27 protein-coding genes are annotated in these 18,970 nt (G+C 57.6%); 18 read left to right on the forward strand and 9 right to left on the reverse strand.

What is annotated here, in order from left to right; genetic code table 11:
• Window positions 1-15: 15 nt before the first annotated feature.
• Both P9292_RS35285 and P9292_RS35290 read right to left on the reverse strand, forming a co-directional pair.
• Window positions 16-396 carry a DUF2917 domain-containing protein gene (locus tag P9292_RS35285; RefSeq protein WP_244827871.1) on the reverse strand — a complete coding sequence of 127 codons (381 nt, stop codon included), beginning with the start codon at window positions 394-396 and terminating at the stop codon, window positions 16-18.
• A 327-nt stretch (window positions 397-723) separates the two neighbouring features.
• Window positions 724-2,673 carry a hypothetical protein gene (locus tag P9292_RS35290; RefSeq protein WP_309963745.1) on the reverse strand — a complete coding sequence of 650 codons (1,950 nt, stop codon included), beginning with the start codon at window positions 2,671-2,673 and terminating at the stop codon, window positions 724-726.
• A 473-nt stretch (window positions 2,674-3,146) separates the two neighbouring features.
• Here P9292_RS35290 and P9292_RS35295 point away from each other — a divergent pair, with 473 nt between their 5' ends.
• From P9292_RS35295 to P9292_RS35305, 3 genes are all read left to right on the forward strand, one after another.
• A complete protein-coding gene (locus P9292_RS35295; protein WP_309964299.1) occupies window positions 3,147-3,503 on the forward strand; it encodes a YciI family protein in 357 nt (118 codons plus the stop codon).
• Window positions 3,504-3,617: 114 nt separating this feature from the next.
• Window positions 3,618-4,016 (forward strand): VOC family protein, encoded by a 399-nt coding sequence (locus P9292_RS35300; RefSeq protein ID WP_309963747.1) that lies wholly within the window; start codon window positions 3,618-3,620, stop codon window positions 4,014-4,016.
• Between the two features lie 71 nt (window positions 4,017-4,087).
• Complete coding sequence (locus P9292_RS35305; RefSeq protein ID WP_309964302.1) at window positions 4,088-5,314, forward strand: sigma-70 family RNA polymerase sigma factor; 1,227 nt, start codon at window positions 4,088-4,090, stop codon at window positions 5,312-5,314.
• 74 nt (window positions 5,315-5,388) lie between these two features.
• Here P9292_RS35305 and P9292_RS35310 read toward each other — a convergent pair whose 3' ends face one another.
• The 3 genes from P9292_RS35310 to P9292_RS35320 all read right to left on the reverse strand — a co-directional run bounded on the left by P9292_RS35310 (window position 5,389) and on the right by P9292_RS35320 (window position 7,112).
• On the reverse strand, window positions 5,389-5,718 hold the full coding sequence (locus P9292_RS35310) for a helix-turn-helix transcriptional regulator (protein WP_309842859.1): 330 nt from the start codon (window positions 5,716-5,718) through the stop codon (window positions 5,389-5,391).
• A 498-nt stretch (window positions 5,719-6,216) separates the two neighbouring features.
• Window positions 6,217-6,534 carry a hypothetical protein gene (locus P9292_RS35315; RefSeq protein WP_309842861.1) on the reverse strand — a complete coding sequence of 106 codons (318 nt, stop codon included), beginning with the start codon at window positions 6,532-6,534 and terminating at the stop codon, window positions 6,217-6,219.
• A gap of 221 nt (window positions 6,535-6,755) precedes the next feature.
• Window positions 6,756-7,112 (reverse strand): hypothetical protein, encoded by a 357-nt coding sequence (locus P9292_RS35320; RefSeq protein ID WP_309842865.1) that lies wholly within the window; start codon window positions 7,110-7,112, stop codon window positions 6,756-6,758.
• A gap of 72 nt (window positions 7,113-7,184) precedes the next feature.
• Here P9292_RS35320 and P9292_RS35325 point away from each other — a divergent pair, with 72 nt between their 5' ends.
• From P9292_RS35325 to P9292_RS35340, 4 genes are all read left to right on the forward strand, one after another.
• Window positions 7,185-7,862: a hypothetical protein gene (locus P9292_RS35325; protein ID WP_309842868.1), complete on the forward strand. Its 678-nt coding sequence runs from the start codon at window positions 7,185-7,187 to the stop codon at window positions 7,860-7,862.
• A gap of 458 nt (window positions 7,863-8,320) precedes the next feature.
• Window positions 8,321-9,052, forward strand: a complete 732-nt coding sequence (locus P9292_RS35330) for a dATP/dGTP pyrophosphohydrolase domain-containing protein (RefSeq protein ID WP_309936227.1) — start codon at window positions 8,321-8,323, stop codon at window positions 9,050-9,052.
• Window positions 9,053-9,127: 75 nt separating this feature from the next.
• A complete protein-coding gene (locus P9292_RS35335; protein WP_309842875.1) occupies window positions 9,128-9,322 on the forward strand; it encodes a hypothetical protein in 195 nt (64 codons plus the stop codon).
• Window positions 9,319-9,606, forward strand: a complete 288-nt coding sequence (locus P9292_RS35340) for a hypothetical protein (RefSeq protein ID WP_309842877.1) — start codon at window positions 9,319-9,321, stop codon at window positions 9,604-9,606. Before P9292_RS35335 ends, P9292_RS35340 begins: the two co-directional genes overlap by 4 nt.
• A gap of 22 nt (window positions 9,607-9,628) precedes the next feature.
• Here the strand turns inward: P9292_RS35340 and P9292_RS35345 are convergent, their stop codons facing one another.
• Complete coding sequence (locus tag P9292_RS35345; protein WP_309842879.1) at window positions 9,629-9,919, reverse strand: hypothetical protein; 291 nt, start codon at window positions 9,917-9,919, stop codon at window positions 9,629-9,631.
• On the opposite strand from P9292_RS35345, the gene P9292_RS35350 reads away from it, so the two are divergent.
• From P9292_RS35350 to P9292_RS35390, 10 genes are all read left to right on the forward strand, one after another.
• Window positions 9,918-10,211, forward strand: coding sequence for a hypothetical protein (locus tag P9292_RS35350; protein ID WP_309963749.1), 294 nt, complete (start codon window positions 9,918-9,920; stop codon window positions 10,209-10,211). The two genes, P9292_RS35345 and P9292_RS35350, sit on opposite strands and share 2 nt — an antisense overlap.
• The gene (locus P9292_RS35355; RefSeq protein ID WP_309847174.1) at window positions 10,208-10,438 is read left to right on the forward strand and encodes a hypothetical protein; all 231 of its coding nucleotides are present in this window, start codon (window positions 10,208-10,210) and stop codon (window positions 10,436-10,438) included. Before P9292_RS35350 ends, P9292_RS35355 begins: the two co-directional genes overlap by 4 nt.
• Window positions 10,435-11,340, forward strand: a complete 906-nt coding sequence (locus P9292_RS35360; RefSeq protein ID WP_309847176.1) for a DNA adenine methylase — start codon at window positions 10,435-10,437, stop codon at window positions 11,338-11,340. The genes P9292_RS35355 and P9292_RS35360 overlap by 4 nt, the downstream gene beginning before the upstream one ends.
• 1 nt (window position 11,341) lies before the next feature.
• Window positions 11,342-11,560 carry a hypothetical protein gene (locus tag P9292_RS35365; protein ID WP_309842889.1) on the forward strand — a complete coding sequence of 73 codons (219 nt, stop codon included), beginning with the start codon at window positions 11,342-11,344 and terminating at the stop codon, window positions 11,558-11,560.
• A 12-nt stretch (window positions 11,561-11,572) separates the two neighbouring features.
• Complete coding sequence (locus P9292_RS35370) at window positions 11,573-11,722, forward strand: hypothetical protein (protein WP_309963752.1); 150 nt, start codon at window positions 11,573-11,575, stop codon at window positions 11,720-11,722.
• Window positions 11,723-11,864: 142 nt separating this feature from the next.
• The gene (locus P9292_RS35375; RefSeq protein WP_309842892.1) at window positions 11,865-12,158 is read left to right on the forward strand and encodes a hypothetical protein; all 294 of its coding nucleotides are present in this window, start codon (window positions 11,865-11,867) and stop codon (window positions 12,156-12,158) included.
• 132 nt (window positions 12,159-12,290) lie between these two features.
• Window positions 12,291-14,423 carry a replication endonuclease gene (locus P9292_RS35380; RefSeq protein ID WP_309963754.1) on the forward strand — a complete coding sequence of 711 codons (2,133 nt, stop codon included), beginning with the start codon at window positions 12,291-12,293 and terminating at the stop codon, window positions 14,421-14,423.
• A 32-nt stretch (window positions 14,424-14,455) separates the two neighbouring features.
• On the forward strand, window positions 14,456-14,710 hold the full coding sequence (locus P9292_RS43350) for an ogr/Delta-like zinc finger family protein (RefSeq protein ID WP_404989360.1): 255 nt from the start codon (window positions 14,456-14,458) through the stop codon (window positions 14,708-14,710).
• A gap of 50 nt (window positions 14,711-14,760) precedes the next feature.
• Window positions 14,761-14,955, forward strand: coding sequence for a hypothetical protein (locus tag P9292_RS35385; protein WP_404989142.1), 195 nt, complete (start codon window positions 14,761-14,763; stop codon window positions 14,953-14,955).
• Window positions 14,956-14,983: 28 nt separating this feature from the next.
• Window positions 14,984-15,919, forward strand: a complete 936-nt coding sequence (locus P9292_RS35390; protein ID WP_309963756.1) for a ParB/RepB/Spo0J family partition protein — start codon at window positions 14,984-14,986, stop codon at window positions 15,917-15,919.
• Between the two features lie 195 nt (window positions 15,920-16,114).
• Here P9292_RS35390 and P9292_RS35395 read toward each other — a convergent pair whose 3' ends face one another.
• The 3 genes from P9292_RS35395 to P9292_RS35405 are packed head-to-tail and all read right to left on the reverse strand — an operon-like array spanning window position 16,115 to window position 16,948.
• On the reverse strand, window positions 16,115-16,357 hold the full coding sequence (locus P9292_RS35395) for a hypothetical protein (protein ID WP_309842901.1): 243 nt from the start codon (window positions 16,355-16,357) through the stop codon (window positions 16,115-16,117).
• On the reverse strand, window positions 16,341-16,697 hold the full coding sequence (locus P9292_RS35400; protein ID WP_309842904.1) for a type II toxin-antitoxin system HicB family antitoxin: 357 nt from the start codon (window positions 16,695-16,697) through the stop codon (window positions 16,341-16,343). The genes P9292_RS35395 and P9292_RS35400 overlap by 17 nt, the downstream gene beginning before the upstream one ends.
• A complete protein-coding gene (locus tag P9292_RS35405; RefSeq protein WP_309842907.1) occupies window positions 16,694-16,948 on the reverse strand; it encodes a type II toxin-antitoxin system HicA family toxin in 255 nt (84 codons plus the stop codon). The genes P9292_RS35400 and P9292_RS35405 overlap by 4 nt, the downstream gene beginning before the upstream one ends.
• A 778-nt stretch (window positions 16,949-17,726) precedes the next feature.
• Here P9292_RS35405 and P9292_RS35410 point away from each other — a divergent pair.
• Window positions 17,727-18,905, forward strand: coding sequence for a hypothetical protein (locus P9292_RS35410; protein WP_309842910.1), 1,179 nt, complete (start codon window positions 17,727-17,729; stop codon window positions 18,903-18,905).
• The last annotated feature ends 65 nt before the right edge of the window (window positions 18,906-18,970 follow it).

Raw genomic sequence — 18,970 nt, forward strand, 5'->3', positions numbered from 1 at the left:
GTCTTGAGCGCACGCTCAGAAGCTGGTCGCGTTCGCGGCGCGCGGCATGAAGCGCGCGAGAATCCGCGCCCAAGTGCGCGCCTTATTCTTGCGATACGACGTCAGCGATACCTCGACCGCGTGCTCGCTCTCCGACGACAACCATACGCGTTCGCCGCGCTTCAGGCGCACGATATCGCCGGGCTTCATCCAGTAATCGTAGGGATCCTGATGACGCGTGAGCCACACGGATGCATCGGCGATACGCAAGTCGGCATCGCGTGCAAGACGCCACGACACCGTCTGATGCGGCGCGACTTCGACATACACCACCACGCGTGCGCCGCTCGCATCCAGCTTGCCCGCTGCCACGCCGTGCAACACGCCGCGTTGTAGCACTTCCGAACCTTCTTCCATCTCGCTCTCCATGTCGTGAGCCGAAGACGGAAGGCCAGCACGCATCAAACAAAAGGCCCCGTCTTTCGGCGGGGCCTTCGGAACCAACTTGTCTGCTTGAGCCTTGGCTGCTAGCGCACACGTTCTCCCGATGACCCGCCATGCTTAATGGCGTTCATTGGGTTTTTAATCGCGGCGATGGCGAGGACGAGGTCTGCGTGCATGGAATGGAGTATCAGTTGGAACCAGGCGCGCTGTCAATATCGAGACAGGATTTTCAAAGTCATAAAAAACCCGGACCGCGTTGCCACGGTACGGGTTGTCTTCGTTCGAGTATCTCGATCGCGCTTAGTTGCCGCTATAACCCAGCGGCTTCGTAGTATTGTTCTTCGCGATGTCCGCCAGCGTCGACACGATATAACGCGGCGACTCGGTTAGCGTGAGCGTGATGCCGCCGTTGTTGTACGGCGCGCTCGACACGTTGCCCATCGGATCGATCAACGCCACCGTGCCCGCCGTGCCCGGCACACCTACCTGCAGCTTGTACGAGGTGTTGTAGCTCGAACTGAAGGTGCCGTCGGCCGCGGGCCACACTGCATTGTTATGCGTCCACAACGCGGTGATGATCTTGCCGCTGCCAAGCTGCTGGAATTGATAGGCGTACACGCCGGCCGGCAGGTTCTTGACCGGACCGAGCGTCACCGTGCCGTCGAGCACGCGGGTCATCGTGGCGACTTGCATCGCGGCCGGCTTCGGGCTGATGTTGGTCGTGCCGAATGCCGCTTGCGGATTGTCGAGGTCGAAGAACGTGCCGTAGCCAGGTTCGCCCGGGAAGTCCGGGCCGAAGAAGACATAGGTTTGATCCGCGCCTTCGCCGAGCATGATGATATGCGTACGCGCCACCACCGCGCCCTGTGCGTACAGAATGTTCGGCGACGGATAGTTCGGGCCATAGCTCGAACCGATGTCATAGCTGATACCCGTTTCCGTCACGAACAGCTTCATGTTCGGCTTGTATTCCTTCGCCATCTCCGCGCGCAGGTTGCGCATCTCGTTGAGCAGCGAATTCGCGGCATCGGCGGGGTCCGGGTCCGTGTGATGACGCTCCGGCGGATGCGAGGGCGACGTGCCCGCATCGTAATAACCGTGCGTCGCGATGCCGTCGATATATTGCGCGTAACCCAAGGGCGCGAGGCGCTTGAGGCGATCCGTCGTCAGCGACGGGAACGGCTCGGCCGGGCCCATCACGACGGCGTGCGGATCTTTCGCATGCAGGCCCTGATACGCGGCCTTGTAGAGCGCGACGAAGTTGGCATCCGTGTCTTTCCACAGGATGTACGGCTCCCACGTCACCTGATAGTAGTTCGACGACATCGTCGGATAGTACTTCTGGCGAATCGCCTCCGTTTCCTGACCGACGCGCGACAGGTAGTTCGAGAAGTAGCCGAGATCGGCCGGCGCATAGCCGTAGTCCGGGCTCAGGCCGTGACCGCTTGCCCAGCCGGGAATGCCGTCGAGCCGCACGAGACGCATGACCTTGCCCGACGTGTAGAACGGATCGAGGTTGTTCGCGCTTGGGTTGAAGGTGTTGCGGCCGTTCGGTTCCATCACCGACATCTGACGATCGTCGATAGTCGAGGAAATGCCGAGCGCCGACAGCATGACGCCGTTGTCGTTGAAGCCTTGCATGCCGAAGCGATGTTGTTCCTGCTTCGTGTAGGTCACGGCCGGAATCGTGCCGCTCAGATCCGGCGTCACGCCGAAGCTCGCGAAGCCATTCGGACGCGTGCCTGAGGTTTGCACCTGACCGCCGCCATTGGCGAGCGTCGCGGACACGGCAAAGTAGCCGGCGAGCGTGGACGAGCAGGTGAGGGTGGTCGTTGCAACGGAAGGCACCGCGAAACTGCCGCTCGCGACCGTCTTGCCGAGCGCATCGGCGATAGTCCACTTGAGCGTATCGGCGCTGCCGGCGCGCGTGGTGACGGCGACCTTGAACTTGGCGTTGATCGCGAACATGCGCGAACCGTCGCCCCCGGGGGTATCGACGGTAATCTTGCCGTTGCCGGCCGATGCCGACGACACCGCCGGCGAAGCACACGTCAGACGCAGATTCGAGGCAGCCTTGGCAACCGCTTGTTCGGTGGCATCGGCTTCGGAGCCGGAGGCGGCGGAGGCGTTTGCCACGCCGGCGGGGCCGGCGCTAGCCGCGCTCGTGGAGGCGGGAGAACCGCCGTCGCTGCCGCCGCAACCGGCAAGAGCGAGAACGAGCGTCGAAAGCAGGAAAGGACTTTTGGTCATCGATTCAAAACGCATAAGCGCAGATAAAACCAGGCGTTCATTTCGATTACGCCCAGCGATGCAAAAAGCATCTGGTTTTCGACAGGCGGGCTGGGTTCTGATACGCCATCCGACCGGCTTCGACATGCACGCTTCCCGCTTTTGCTACACGAACGGTTGAACGCGCAAACGTTTGCTATATCGCTCGATATCGCGAGATAGAAGGGTGACGAAAAGCGGGTGGTCTGCTGGAACTAATGATGAGAAGAAATCGATAAAAGGTAACTATTGCTCGTTTCTAAGACATTTCCGACTCGTCGGAAGCAAATACTACTCGCTGGATCGAATGGCGTTGAGTAATACTGAGTAACAAAATGTTACGTATGAGGATAGATTTTTGCTTGATTTCGCATGGCAAACCCACGCCAGCCTTGCCGATAGCGCCACGACGGTTTAACTTGAGCGACGCTAAAAAACTTTTCGTGGAGGTGGATGTGGTTTATCTGCTACTTGTGATCGAGCCCGTGGAGCAACGCAGCCAACGCACGCCAGAAGAGGGGCGCGAGGCGTATCGGCAGATGGGAGAGTTCGCCGACGGCCTGAAAGCGCGTGGCGTTTTGCGCGCATGCGAGTCGCTGACTTCGCTCAAGGATGCGTCGCGGGTTTCGCGGGCATCGGCGGATGACGCGAGAATCATCGACGGACCGTTCGCCGAGGCAAAAGAAATGATCGGCGGATTTTTCCTGCTCGATTGCGAAACGCACGCCGAAGCAGTTGAAATTGCCGCAACGTGCCCGGCGGCCGCGTGGTGCACGATCGAGGTCCGCAAAGTCGGGCCGTGCTATCTCTGAGGCGAGTTTCGCTGCTCCCGGGTGATTTCCTGTCGATCGGCGGGCGCGTCGAACGTCGTCCCAATGAAGCCGGCAATTTCGCTCGTCTTTCCATTCGCGTCGGAGCCTTACGCCATGCATCAACAGATTTTCGTCAACTTGCCCGTGCGCGATCTGAAGCGCTCGATGACCTTCTTCAAGGAACTCGGCCTCTCGTTCAACCCGGCTTTTACCAATGACGACGCCGCGTGCCTCGTTATCGGCGAAAACATCTTCGCGATGCTGCTCGTCGAGAAGTTCTTCCAGACCTTCACCGCAAAGGCGATCGTCGATCCGCACGAGGCCACCGAAACGCTCGTGTGTCTTTCGTGCGAGAGCAGGGCGGAAGTGGACGAGCTCGTCGCGAAGGCGTTGAAAGCGGGCGGGCGGGCGCCGCGCGAACCGCAGGATCACGGCTTCATGTATGGCCACGGCTTCGAGGATCTGGACGGTCACATCTGGGAACTCGTGCATATGAATCCGGAAGCGGCGTGAGCGAGCGTTCGGACGCCGGGCGGGCGGCGCAGTCGATCGCGACGCGCAAGACTATCGACGCGGTCTGGCGAATGGAATCGGCGAAAGTGATTGCGAGCGTGGCCCGCGTGGTGCGCGACGTCGCGCTTGCCGAGGAACTCGCGCAGGACGCGTTCGTCGCGGCGCTCGAGCATTGGACCGATGCGGGCGTGCCGGACAAGCCGGGAGCGTGGCTCATGACGACAGCGAAGAACAAGGCGCTCGACCGGCTGCGGCAGCACACGCTGCACGCGCGCAAGCACGAGGAACTGGGCCGCGATCTCGACGCCCAGGAGATGCACATCACGCCCGATTTCGTCGATGCCCTCGACGCGGCCCGCGAAGACGACATCGGCGACGACCTTCTTCGGCTGATTTTCACGGCGTGTCATCCCGTTCTTTCCGTCGATGCCCGCGCCGCGCTGACGTTGCGCCTGCTCGGCGGCTTGACGACCGATGAAATCGCGCGCGCGTTTCTGGTGCCGGAGCCGACCATCGCGCAGCGGATCGTGCGCGCGAAGCGCACGCTGACGGCGGCGCGCGTGCCGTTCGAGGTGCCGCAGGCGGACGCGCGGGCGGCGCGGCTTGCGTCGGTGCTCGAAGTCATCTATTTAATTTTCAATGAAGGTTATTCAGCGACCGCCGGCGACGACTGGATGCGCCCCGCGCTCTGTGAAGACGCACTGCGTCTCGGACGCATTCTCGCCGAGCTGATGCCCACGGAGAGCGAAGTTCACGGCCTCGTCGCGTTGATGGAGATTCAGGCGTCGCGCACGAAGGCGCGTGTCGATGCCCAAGGACGGCCGATTTTGCTGCCCGATCAGGACCGCAGCCGCTGGGACCCGCTTTTGATTCGTCGCGGGCTGACGGCCTTGCAGCGCTCGGAGACCTTGGGCGGCGCGCGCGGCGTGTATGCGCTACAGGCGGCGCTTGCCGCGTGTCACGCGCGCGCACCGAGCGCCGACGCGACTGACTGGCTGATGATCGTCGCGTTATACGACGCGCTCATGCAAACGGCGCCCACGCCGGTAGTCGGACTGAATCGCGCGGTCGCGGTGAGCATGGCTTATGGGCCGCAGGCTGCGCTCGATATCGTTGATGATTTGCGTAACGAGCCAGCGCTCAGGACTTATCCCTGGTTGCCAAGTGTGCGTGCGGATTTGCTGGCGAAGTTGGGACGCAAAGACGAAGCGCGCGAGGAGTTCGCGCGTGCGGCCGCGTTGACCAGGAATGCTCGGGAGCAGGCGTTTCTTTTGAGGCGGGCGGAGGAAATGGGGTGATGTTGGGGTCGTGGTTGCTGTGTCTAATCTTTGAGTTTACATAAGATAAAGAGTTTTGCTAACTGAAGCTGGCGTTACACCTGTAGGGGCCAAGCCCGACAAGCGTTAGCGGGTACCGCCAGCCACCGAAAACCCCTGGAAAATTTTTCCAAGGCATCCATCCAGAAGTCGCGATGGCGATCATCACGCGCGCGCTCTACATGGGTTGACGCAACGACTTCAAATGCTCTTACGCCCAGGATCTCGGCGACCCGGAAGCAGGTATCTTCGTCAAAAGTCGATTTTCCGTTTCGATAAGCGCTGACAGTTGAACGAGTTACGCCGAGTGCTTTGGCTGCTGCGTAATCAGACGGTAGTTTTAACTCGCTTTTCACATCGTCGAGCCATTCAATCGTAGTTTTCATCAGTAGACCCCTAAGAAATTCAACCCAGCGTCAAGACTATCCGAACGCTCGACCGCCGGCAACGTTCGCAATGGTCGAACGTTCGATAGGGCTTGACATGTTCGACTGGGTCGAACTATTCTTCGCATGTCGCCCGGCACCGGACCTCAACCCCGCCGGTTCCTGGGATCATTACCCAGCGCGCCGGGCGACTTCGCGACGAAGGTACATAGGGGTTAGCAGGGGGATCAAATGACGTGCTCAGCAGTTCTACACGACCATGCATTAGAAGGGTCCGGCCTTGCCCATGAAATTTTTGTCGACATTCGCGCACCGCTTTCAGATTTCCGACGATCGAAATCCGAGCGCGCCACTTCACAAAAAATGTCGCGCTTAGCATCAGCGACAGCTGTGAGAGATCGCTCGTCGGCAAACCGTTTTGAAAACCGCATGGCTTGGTTCCATTTCTGTGGTGCGACACCACACTTGGAAGGTCATAAGCACGGACGCTCTGTGAGTTCAATATCCGCTCAGATGCTTGATGGCCTCCAGCCGAATTCGCAGAACGGCAAGGTACATTTCGTCGTGAGACTCATGACAGATCCTGACACGCCACGACCTGTTACGAATTTCGGAGGTGTGGGTCGAATAGTAAAAGCGCGCTTCCGCTAAAAGCATCGCAGCAGTGTCCCAGGCACAGCTCGGAATTTTCCGAAGCGGCTCGATCGCCGTCTCAAGTTCTTTCAATGCGGCGCAGTTTGGCCCCGGGTCTGGATATTTTTCAAGGACATGTTGGGCGTTCTTCGAAGCCTGTTTTATTAGTGTGTAGGTAGGCATCTTCGTCTCCGATAAACATTTTTTATCGATTCGCGGTAGCTTTGAGAAGCCGATACTACTCTGAGATTGAACAAGGAATATCGGTAATACAGCTAACTGTATGTGAGAGTCGAGTTTATGTCGCCAATCTGCGCGAGGTCGGGGCGGTCCACGTCCGAACATACGGGCGTCAACACTTCGATAGTATCGCTATCAACGCGGAGGTTTTGACGATGCACAGATCAAAGAATGCTCAAGTACTTGATGGCTTCAAGGCGCATCCGGATGACATCTCGATACATGTCGTCACGGGATCGTCTACTCGCCCAGCTACGGTAAGTCTGATGACGGACTTCGGCGCAGTAACCAGAGTAGAAATACTCCGCTTCGCAGAGTAGCGACTCGGCGGCATCCCATGCGCCGTTCGACATCTGTCGCAACGGTTCTACAGCGTTTATAAGTTCGTTCAATGCATCTGGGTTCGGCCCGCCATAAGGATATTTATCGAGAACATATTTAGCGTTCTTCGACGCTTGTTTGATTAGAGAATAGATTGGCATTTCAACGGAACCGGCTAGAGCCAGAGCGATGGCAGGCATTAGCCGCAAAGCAGCTTTGCCAACCCAATTCGGTTTTGGCGATGAAGGCCAAGCTCACATGGAGAGCGGTAGATGCGTAAAAGTCGAGATTGTGCAGTTGATTACCAAAATTCGTCAACCTGCTCGCATGCCTATGCGTGCGAAGAGGGGCAACTCGGAGAATTTATTGAGAAATCAACGTCTTCGAGTGAAGATAGCATCGTAATTGCCCCACCTCTCGCCATAGGGCCCGATCTCATCGACGAACCCCCTCTCGATGAACCAATCAAGCGCGTTCATCCACCTGACCATGCCGTCAACGCCGATTGTTCGATAGATGCTTCTCGACTCATTTCGAAGAGCAATCTGCATTTTTGGCTGGATGCTCCACTGATGGACTGTGTAAAGGTCGAGGCCAGCGACGACCGAGGGATCAAATGCTGCCACAAGCGAGTCGGCTATCAAGCGACTTTCCATGGTGCTTTTCCTCCTTTTGATCAACGTCAAAACATCGCCTGTCCTAAGTCACAGGCCATACGAAGCCAATTACTAAGCCATCAAAATACAAGGGCTCGGCTCGCTGCCGTTTGCCGCAGTCAACCGGTTCCGAAAGAAGTAAGCGCCTTTGGAATGAAGAGCTCTGTAAGCGGAATAAAAATCTTTTTGAGCGCTTTTGAGCTTCAGGCGTATGCGGTAGTCGGACGCTACCGAAACTTCTTTGACACCCATAGTCACACGATCCGCGCAATTAGGGAATCGGACGTGTACTAGCGGCTGTCGGCGCTTGGCTTTGCGTTCCCTCCAACCGCTTACCCTATGAAACGGAGCGACATTATGACGCAGGACGATAACCACTCAACCGATCGGCAGGTGAGAACTATATCCATTATCGAAACATCATTGCAAGATTCCGAGCCATTCAATCCTGCCTTCCAGACACATACTCCGGTACAGCGTCCCGGCGCGATTGTGGATTCCGATTTGCATGGGGTAGCCGCGGGTGAACTTGGTGACCGTTTTGAGGTTGAGGCCGTCGACAATCTTAGAATCGAACGAGGCCAGTTCAACGTTCGATATAAGACAGCTTTCTATGCGTCGCTCCTGTTGATTCGCGAGCGGAGAGTATGGAGCATCTTCCTGCGTCCTCCGCGAAGGGCGCGGATGTATGCGCGAAAGTATGCTCGGAAACGCCCGCCGGGGCGAAAGCTAGATGAGTCGAGAGGTGAGGCGTGAATCCGATCGTCAATGAACTGCGCGACGAGTTGCGCGCCGCGGACATCATCATCCGCAATGCGCTCGGTGTTGTGACTTTCGACCAGAAGCGTATGTGGGGAGCGGCGAACTATCACGCCGCTGTGATCGAGGAAGGAGGCGGGGTTGTGCGCGCCCAAGCGCGCGGGGCAGTGATTAAGGACGCTGACGCTTCAACGCTATGCCGGGAACTTCATCGGGCGCACGTCATGATCGCGAACGTTTCGCGATTGTTGTCATGGCATCAGACTTCGTTTTGGAACATCACAAATCATCAGGATGGCGTCGCCGAAACCTCGACTGAGGATCCGGTGCGCTTCCGTGCGCGCAGTGATGTGTTGCGTCGCGCGTTCGACATGGAAAGGCGTCCGCGAGTCGTGAACGATTACGCCGCAATGCCCTCTTTGCCGGATACGGTCGTGAACGGCGCTAACACGTCCCGCCTCGGTAGTCGTGCCGCTGGCATCTGCGATCACAGCCGCGTGGAATTGAGGGAGGTCGGACCGGCACCTGACGACGTGAGTGAATGGATCGACATGATTTCGCGCGGGTTCGACTGTGCGGAGCGCGCAGGCGCGACTCCCGAGCAGATCACGGCTGCTCTCGCGGCGAAGTGGGAAGCAAACGCCGCCCGTACACGGCTGGACTGGTGTTCGGCTTATTTGGATCGCGCGATCAAGCACATCCCGAAGCAAGGGCGCGACGCATAACCCCCAATCCTAGTTTTGACGCCATTCTGACATCGCTGGCGCCTTAAGGCGTTGGTATCTTTGGAAATTCAAGCAATGAACATCAATAGCAGTACTAACTGGCAGAACGAAGAGAGGATCGCAATTCAGCGCGTGATCCGCGCGAGCAATGCGCAAAGCATGGCCCGCCATCGCGCGCGCGATGAAGTGCAGCGGCTGGCAGCACTGGAGGGACCACGCGCGCAGCAGATACGCGCTGTCACGAGTTTCCGTGTGAGGGGATCCAGATGAATAGCGGATCAACGGGTATTGGTGCTACTGCGCCGCGCGTTACGGAACTGACGGTGCCGGAGGTGATGCCTCTCATTCACGTGCGCGCCATGGTTGGCGACGTTCGAGTCGGCGATGCGCCGCGCGTGGTGCACCTGTTTTTCTCGATGGCAGGGCGGCTGCTTGGCTATTTCGATCCGTATCTCGGGCCGGTAACAAACGTGCAGCAGGCAGCGGTTTTGTATGCGCACCGCGACGAGGTGTGCGACGACATGAGGCCTTTCGACGTCATGTGCGATGTGTGAGGTCGGGTCAGTCGCCCCGCAGTTACAAGCGCGTCGAAAGCGTCGCGATGTGCGCAACGCCGGTACGAATTTTCTTGCGCAGGGTCGTGATTGTGTCGGGCGAAAGACGTTGAGCATAGGCACCGTAGAAGTCAGACAGCGCGGTTTCGAGGTTCTGTTTCACATCTTGGCCGACTGGATACGTGTAATCGATGTGCTCAACGATCGCGACAAACGATTCGATCACATCGGGAGCTGGCCGAGCGTCGAGGTTCTCGTCAAGCAACTGATGCGGTTTGACTGCATTGAGTTCGATGAATTCAGAGGTTTTCATGTCTATCTACACCACGTTGGTTGATGCGAAGGTCATCACGGTTACGCGTGTGCGCGCGCAACTGCAAGAAACCGAAACGGGGCCGGTCAGGGAGGTGGATTTATACCACGGTCAGGAGGGAGTACTTTTGGCGTGTGCTGACGTTGAACGCCCCGAAATCGAGACGGATATCGAATCGGGCGTGCTGCGGCTCTGTCGCGAGCATTCGTCGATCGACACCTACAAGCGCGCGAGCGATAGCCAGGGTACGTCATCGGCGAAGCGTGCATCGTCCATCGCGAGGTCCGTATGACAGATGCTGACGTTCGAGCCGCTGCGCCTCGCCAGATCGAGCGCGACATTACCGAAACCGGCCCGTTCTACGAACATCGCACGCGCGGCGGCTACTTCACGGTACGCCGGTCAGAATTCCACTGGTACGAGCAAAGCGGGGCCGCCCCGGCTTGCTGCATGTCGCGCGATGACGCGTTGCGCGCTGCGCGGGAAGCACTTCGAATGATCAACGCGGAGGCCGCGTGAGCGTTACAGCGCCACTGATCAGCTATTTTGGTAGCAAGTTTCGCGTCGCGCCATGGGTGCTCTCGCACCTGCCGCCGCATGAAACTTATGTCGAGCCGTTCGGTGGCTCGGCCGCCGTTCTACTGCAGAAGCCGCGAAGCCAAGTCGAGATTTACAACGATCTCGACGGCGAGATTGTGAATCTGTTTCGCGTGGTCCGCGACGATGCCATGCGCGCACGTCTGATCGCGGCATTGGAGGCGACACCTTACGCGCGTGCCGAATTTAACGATGCATGGCTTGAGACGAATGAACCGGTTGAGCGTGCGCGGCGGTTGTGCGTGCGGGCGCAGATGGGTTTCGGTAGCAGTGGATCGACTCGACCGCTGCAAGCTCCGACGGGCTTTGCTGCGGACGTCTGGTCGGATGGGGCGGGGCAATGGCTTCGATACCCCGGGCGCCTCGCGGCCATTGGCGCACGTTTGCGCGGAACCTTGATCGAGCATATGCCCGCTGTCGAGCTGATCGCGAAATACGACGCGCCGAGTGTCCTCTTCTACGTCGATCCGCCATACCTACCCGAAGTGCGCATCAGCGTGTCGCGTGGGCTTGGCCGCGACTATCGCTGCGAAATGTCGGCGCTCGAACATGCCGATCTGCTGGCGATGCTCGCAAATCTGCGTGGTATGGCCGTCGTCAGCGGCTATGCGTCGGGAATGTACGACCGCGCCTTGGGTGGGTGGGCGCGCTTCACCCGTAGCGCACGTGCAAGCGGGCAGGTCGGCACCGTAGCGCGCGAAGAAGTGGTTTGGGTTTCACCTGCGGCTTGCGCGGCAACCGGCATCGAGCCGAGCACGTCAGTGTGTGTCGGTGACGATGCAGCCGACATGCCCCTGTTCGCGGTTGGCACGTCGCGGGGCTGACATGGATCAGCGCCGCGATGATGAGGTGTGTTCGACGCGCGAACTGCTGATCGAGGACCTAGCGGTTCTCGGCATTGGTGCAGGCGTGCTTGCTACGGTTCCGAAGCTATCGAGCCCGCCGCGTACGGTGGAATCCGATCAAGCCGAAGCCGCAGCAATGCGAGAACTGCGTCCATTGCTGCGCGACCTGTCAAAGCGCGGCCGTTATGTTGCAAATTAGAAACTCAAATCTATGAATCTAAAACCGGAAAAGAAGCCGATGCCACTGTGGGCGATCTGGCTGATCGTAATAGTCGGCGTGCTCGCATGGTGCGGCATGCATCCGGAAGATGAAGATGGCGTGCAGCCGTCATGGTCAGTTCAAGCGCCGCAGCGGACATAGCGGCGCTCAAGTCAAGGCAACGATGGCGAGGCGCATTTCATCGGCCGTGCCGCGCTATGTTAGAAGAAGTCGATTGTTGATTTGGGCGGTTTGTCGACATTCGCGACTAACCCATACGAGAAGCATTTCTTGGAGAAAGGCGATGACCCTGATATTCAAAACCCTGAAGTACCAATCGCTCGTTCTTGTCGAAGCAGCGGGGACAAAGATCGTCCGAGGGCTTGGGCCGCTGGGCCATCGTCTGATCCGCACCATCATCCGCGCGGTAGTGCCACACAGAGGAGCCGGGTATCGGCTCGTACATATCGTAATTCTTCTTCTCCTCTTCTTATTTTGCAAGGCGACCAATTTCTTCTACAACGTCGTCGGCTTTAGCGCGAAACATCGTTATCGTCTCCTGCTGAACGAACAGGTTCGATTGCGCGGAAAAGATTAGCTCATTGAGCGCAATCACTCGGTCGGATAAATCCTTTCGAAGCTTGAAATTCCATATTTCTTTAACCAGGCTATGAATGGATGAAAAGACAGGAGAGATCGATTTAATATTCATTAATTCTTCCGCAATCGCATGAGCTATAGACGTATACCGACGGATGAGCAATGGGCGTCGCAGCGACTTCAAGGCTTTCCGGCTCGCTGGCGCGACCAGATCGACCAACAATGGCGCGAGCGTCACGCCGCGCGCAATATCGACGCACGCCGCACCGCGAATCTGTTCCTGTTCGATATCACGTCCCGGCTGAACGCATTAAAGCTCCCGCTAAACGCTGACGACGCAACGATCCGCGAAGCGGCTGCGCGGAAGGCGGCGGAATGTCTTGGACTTGCCCCCGCTTACACCGGTAAGAAGGCACGGCGTGCGGCGCTCGAACGCGTCGTGCGGCAGTTCAATTGCGAACCGCCGATGCCGATGCGCATCACCCGCAATGGCGCCATCGCTGGCGTGATGGATCAGCCCGCCATTTTGCGTATGACTTGCGCAAAGTGGTGGCGAAAGGCGATTCGCGTCATGCATCGTAAATTCTTCGAAGCCGCGGCGATGCAACTTGGGTTTATCAACGCAAAGATGGGTTCGTACGTGAGCGATGAATCCCTCAAAAGGCGCGTGCAGCAGCGCAAGCGGACCCAAAGATTGCTTGAACGGACACTGGCAACGAATGAAGAAGGCGCGTGTTTTTCGTTGGCTGATTTAAAAGAACGCTCCGTCTCGAACCCTGCGATCAAGCGCGGCGAACTGATGACTCGCATCAACGGGTGCGAGGCAATCGCACGCGAGCTCGGGCACATCGGCTTGTTCCTTACGGTGACGTGTCCATCACGCATGCACAAGTTCACCAAGGGCAAACGATCCGTTCGATCGAACGGGCGGTGGTACGTGAGGAACGTTCGCGAGAACCCGCGCTATGACGGCACGCTACCGAACGAAGCGCAGTCCTATCTTTCAAGCATGTTCGCGCGTCTGCGCGCGTTCCTCGGCAATCACGGCGTGAAGTGGTACGGCTTTCGTATCGCCGAGCCTAATCATGACGGCACCCCGCATTGGCATTTTCTTGTCTTCTTCGATCCCGCCTTGTTCCGTCGCCGCAAAGGCGTGCGCGCACCCGGTCAGCGCGGGCGCGTAAAAGACGTGTTCGTACGAGACGAGCGTGCGGCGCTGTTGCCGCGCTTGTGCGCATGGATACGACGTTACGCGCTGGAGGATTCGCCTGATGAGCGAGGCGCGAAACATCACCGCGTCGATTTCAGGCCGATCGATTGGAAGCGAGGAACAGCGGCGGGCTACATCGCGAAATACGTCGCGAAGAATATCGACGGGTACGGCGTGCAAGACGACATGTTTGGCAACGCTGGTCTTGAGACGGCGATGCGGGTTGATGCGTGGGCATCGACGTGGGGCATCCGTCAGTTCCAGCCGATCGGTGGTCCGCCCGTGACCGTGTGGCGCGAGGCGCGCCGAATCGACAAGGTGCCTGATGGCGCGCCTTGCGTGCTCGATGAAATGTACGCGGCCGTGAATAAATTCCAGTACAGCGATGGTGAGGTCGAGTCCGCATCCTGGGCGAAGTACGTGAAGTCCAACGGCGGCATGTTCTGTCCTCGCAACGATCGCCCGGTGCAGATCTATCGTGAATACGATGAGCGCCTCGGCCAATACGGGGAGCCAGTGGGCGATTGCGTTAAGGGCCTGGAGGCTCGCGGCATTCGGTATGAGCAAGACGGGATCGTTTTGCGTGAGAAGTTCGTGAGCATGGTGGTGCGCACAAACCGACATACATGGACGATCGTGCCGCGTGTGCCGAGCGATGCCGAGATCGACCTCACTCGTAATTCGAGCCGCATGAGTTGGGAGTTGGGATTGGGGTTGGCGCGCGAAGCGTGCCCTTGGACTCGTGTCAATAACTGTACGCAGAGCCAAACGCCTGATTCGAGCGACTTTGACGACTGGATCGCTGACTACGATCGCGCCGATAACGGCGAGCCTGCGGGAAGGGGTGCGGCGACGACGAATTCGTGGCGCACGGCCGATGTCCCGGATCGGCATGCGCGTTCTGATCTGCACGCACGGCCGGTTGCACGTGCGGTCGAGGAAATTCACGTGAGTTCCGATGACATAGGGGATTTGCTTGCGGACTACGCGCTTGCGGAAGCGAGAGGCCGTCCCTCGATTTGCACGCGCGAGAAGCGATGGGAGGCGTCATGAGCGAATGCGTCGATCAGCCGCGCACGATGGTCATGGAGTGCCCATCGTGTAGCGAAGAATTGGAAGTGCGGCACAGCGAGCAACTCGGTGTCCTATTGCGTCGCCTGTACTTCTGTTGTGAGGCGTGCGGATACCGTGCTCCGGCCAGTTTCGAAATCCTGTTCTCGCTGTCGCCCGCGCAGGCTCCGAATCCACATGTCGTGCTGGAGATTCACGCCGGGGTTGCTCCTGGGCTGCGTGGGCCAGTCAATTCGCGCACAACCAAACGCGTACGGGGGGTGCTGTGAGATTTTCGATTGCGTGCCCGCACTGTGGTTCGCGCTCGATTGCACGCGCTATGGAGAAGCTTTCTGACACAGCGTGGTTGATCGATTTTCAGTGCGACAACGTGCGGTGTGGTCACGCGTGCCGCACACGTATTGATTTGATTCCGCCCGTCGTCCCAATTCCCAAGCTCGGGCGACGGCAGTCGCTGCCCCTATTCGCCGATGTCGAGCTGGGCGAAGAGACGGTTTTGTCAGGAGGCGCGTAACGCGCCAACATGTAAAAGGAGAATAGCCGTGAGTATCCAGTCTACAGAGCAGGGCGTGCTTGAGCTCGTCGCTGGCAACGTCAAACAGGTAGTGGCACCGTATCGACAAGGCTCCGTTGACATCTACATGGTGTCGCTCGATGCGATCCGACTGCGGCCAGGCTTCAACGATGCCCGCTCGTCGGATCCAGAGTACGCGCAGCACGTCCGCGAACTGGCGGACTCAATCAAGGCGAACGGCTTCTATCGACACAAGCCGTTGACCGTCCTGGCCGCAGCGGATGGATTTCTGTATTTGTCGGACGGTCATTCTCGATTCGCGGCGTTGCAGTTGGCCAACGAAGAGGGCGCGAACATCGAGGCTGTGCCGGTTGTGAACGAAGCCAGGGGCACGACGGACGAAGATCGGATTGTCGGCCTGATCACGAATAACAGCGGCAAGCGATTGACGCCGTACGGGGAGGGATTGGTCTGCAAGACGCTGATCGGTCGCGGCCTTTCTGAGAAGGAAATCTCGCGCCGTACAGGTTTCCCTCTGGCGAAAGTATTGAACGTGCTATCGCTCGTTGGAGCGCCTAAACCGATACGCGACATGGTGACGAGCGGCAAGGTGTCGGCGACGACGGCCATCAAGACAATGCGCCAGCATGGCACTGGAGCTGTGGCCGCGCTTGAGAAGGGCGTGAAGAGGGCGAGCGAGGCTGGAAAGTCAAAGGTGATGCCTCGTATGGTCGAGCGGTCAAATCCCATCGAGTCGGCGGTGGAATCGATAGCCGATGCCGCCCGATTGGACTGGCTTGGCACGCAATGCGGGGATGTGCGTATCCGATTCGCCGGAAGAGGCACTCAACTCCCGAAACACATTGAGATTATCCGTGTGCACGATGATGTTTGTATCGGGAAGGGAGCGGACCTTCGCGCCGCGCTAGATGCCGCGCGTGACGCGTCGAGGGATGCATCGTAAGAGACTTCGCGCTCGTTCGACGCGATCGTGTAGAACGAGCGCGTAAAACGAGAAAACTTTCGAGTCGGTCAAGGCATATGCGAAGGCGCGGGCGTCTCTACGTGCTCGCCTCGTAATACGAGTCAGCGTGAGTCTATAGCGGGTGCGAAAGCGTTAAGGTGCGTGGGCCCGTGCTGCCCTATTCAATAAGCGGAATCAGCCGCGCGAATTGAAGTGTGCTGTGTCGTTTCTACGCTCGTTGTGTCGTGCCAGATAATCATCGATCTCCTTAACAAAGGCGGTAAGGAGCTCGGAAGCAGTCTTGCCATAAAAGCTAATCACGGTGTCGCCTTGAAGGTCGGCGCGACCGAAATAAATGTCGTCGCGCGGATCGTGCACCGACGACAGACCGAGCGTAGTTAAATGGCGACTCTTCCGGTCATCAGGCGTGCGCGGCATGGTCGAGTGCTTCGCGTGCTGCACGCCCCAAAACCTCTTCCGACCATTGGTTGATGCTCTCGCCAGCGGCCGACGCCGCAATGCTGACCGCCGCATGCACATTCGGATTGATGCGCAGCATTAACCGGCCCGATGCCGGTTTCTCCGGCGAGACATTGCGCTCTCTGCAATCCGCCAGATAATCATCAATCGCCTCAATAAAGGCCGTGCGCAATTCGATCACGGACTCGCCGTGAAAACTGATGATCGAATTCACGCCGAGCACGCGCCCGACAAAAATATTATCCCGCTCGTCAAACTCGACGCGAGCGATATATCCGCTGTAATGCATGGTGTTCATGGCTTGACTCCTGCTCGTTCAAAGAACTCCCGCGCTTCCTCAATCTGATACCGACGTGCTTCCTTGCCGGGGTGCGGTCGGTGGCATCGCCATTCCTGCCCGTTTAACAGAATCTTCACGCGCGAACCTTCGCGCTCGATCACGTCGCCGTCCAACGATTTTACAAGCGCCTCGATATCCGAAAACACGATCCCGCTGAGGGTTGGTTTGGTGAAGATCGCGGCGAGGGTACGGGCATGTTTGGCTTTCATGTGTTCATGATAGCAGAAAGTGAAAGCGCATGCAATCAAAAAGTGCTATCAAAAGCTGTGTGCATCGATCGTCGGCGTGGGTTGATTGCAGCCCTGTAGAGGGCTCGGCGTCACGATGCTCGCGAGGATGTCGCAGGCCGCGCGAAGCCCGTTGCAGGTCAGACGCGCGTCGTGAGGCACCTTTTTACGGTGCCGCCTTTAGGCGCGTCGTGCGCGCTGCGACCTCGAAAATCGCAGTCCCCTCCGCGCCTGCCCTCCAAAACAAAATGGCGTTTCCAGACGCAAAAGGTTGGACAGGCGCAAGCCGGCGCGACGCGGGTTTCGGCGACTATTGGAGGATATTTCCAGACGCACTTTGACGCGCGGTGTGCGGGTCCAGACGCAGGCTCGGAAAACCAAGCTCGACCGGTGTCAGTGCGACAAGTGGCGGGTGACTCGTCGCTCGTCATTTCGCTGAAATCGGCGGCGAGGCTATCGTCGCACGCAATTTTTGATGTCAAGAGTACCCAACCTTGCGCCGCCTTCTTGTGGCGCTTGCTCGGTGCCGCTAACACTTGTCCTTAGTAAGGCACGTTTCAACCTTAAGGACAAATTAAAGCGCCATGGAGAAAGAGTTCTTCCCTTGTCAAGAAAATTTCAGCGAGATGTCGCTAGACTCGGAATCGGATCGCATATGCAGGCGCGCACTCCTGAATCGTGCTTTTTGCCCCTTCGCGTCCGTCAGCATTCGCAAGGGCAAATACAGGGGGGGCGCCTGCACCATAAAGGTGTGTTTTGAATGCGCGCGGAACATCAGCGCACTTCAGTGCATCGGTCTGCGCTCGAAATCAACGAAGGGATTTCTATGAAACCAGGAACGTGGAAGTGCGTCAAAAAAGTAGCGAAGTTTCAAGTTCGAACGCCAGGCCGCGGGAGTCCGTTTGTTTTTGCAAATGGAAAACACCAGGCCGCCATTGATATTGTGTTCGAATCGTACGACGCTGAAGGTCGATATCTTGACATAAGTCCTGACGAGCTTTTTCGCTGGATAGAACTTATCGATGCTGAAACTGGGGAAAGATTGGGACAACATCGCAGCACTGGATGGGTTTGCTCCTGTTCCTGCTCTGAGTATCCTTTGCTTCAAAAAGTAGATAACGAAATTTCAGCTGTCGACGTTCATGATTTGAGTTCAAATGCGAACTTGAGATTATATTTGACAACGTTGATCGAGGGATGCGTCCAGGTTGCGGCGCAAGTTAGTCTTGCTGACGGAAGTCGTCTATCGACTCGTGATGAGTCACTCGCCGACGGTTTTAAATGCGCGTTGGTCACTGCAAAAATCATTGACTACTCTAATCCCTATATTTGGAAAATGTATTCCTTCAATGAATTTAGGCCCATGGCGGATGATGTACCGTGTTATGAAATGCAGACTGCACATAGCTGGACGAAAAAATTCCACTGTAAGACTGCGTTCAATCGAATACGCATTGAGCTATTGCTTTCGCCGAATATTGAGATTTTCGTTAACGAGGTCCCTGATTCAAAACAGCGAGTGGCAGCTACCGACGCATCTGCTGGTATGTCCACGGGCGCAGGAGTAAATGCGTACGCGGCGCATAATTGGGGAGACCGACTTGATGTCGTTAGTTGGTTCATCAGCCCCCGCCAATCCTGTGGTTTTCGGTCGGGCGAGATTCTATTGGCATCTACCATCTTTCTGATCGGGTCACTGTATAAAGTTGAAATTGATCAAAATGACCAACGAAGCGTTGTTGACCCCTACCCCCTCGAAAAGAATGGTTTCGACGTCTACGTGTGCAGATTAACAATTCCAATATCGCGTCTTACACAATTTGGATGGGAAAACTACTTAGGTATTCGGAAGGTATATTTATATGACAAGTACGGTAACGACGGTACGTTGAAACTTGATTTTTCGTATGATCAAATTGTGCCATTCCCGCGTGAGTAGGCGCGAGCAGGTCAAACGCATCCGGCAGCGCAAGCCGTCTTGGGGCCCGCAAGCTCGCACGAAAG

This window comes from Caballeronia sp. LZ001 (genome assembly GCF_031450875.1).
Taxonomy (GTDB): Bacteria; Pseudomonadota; Gammaproteobacteria; order Burkholderiales; family Burkholderiaceae; genus Caballeronia.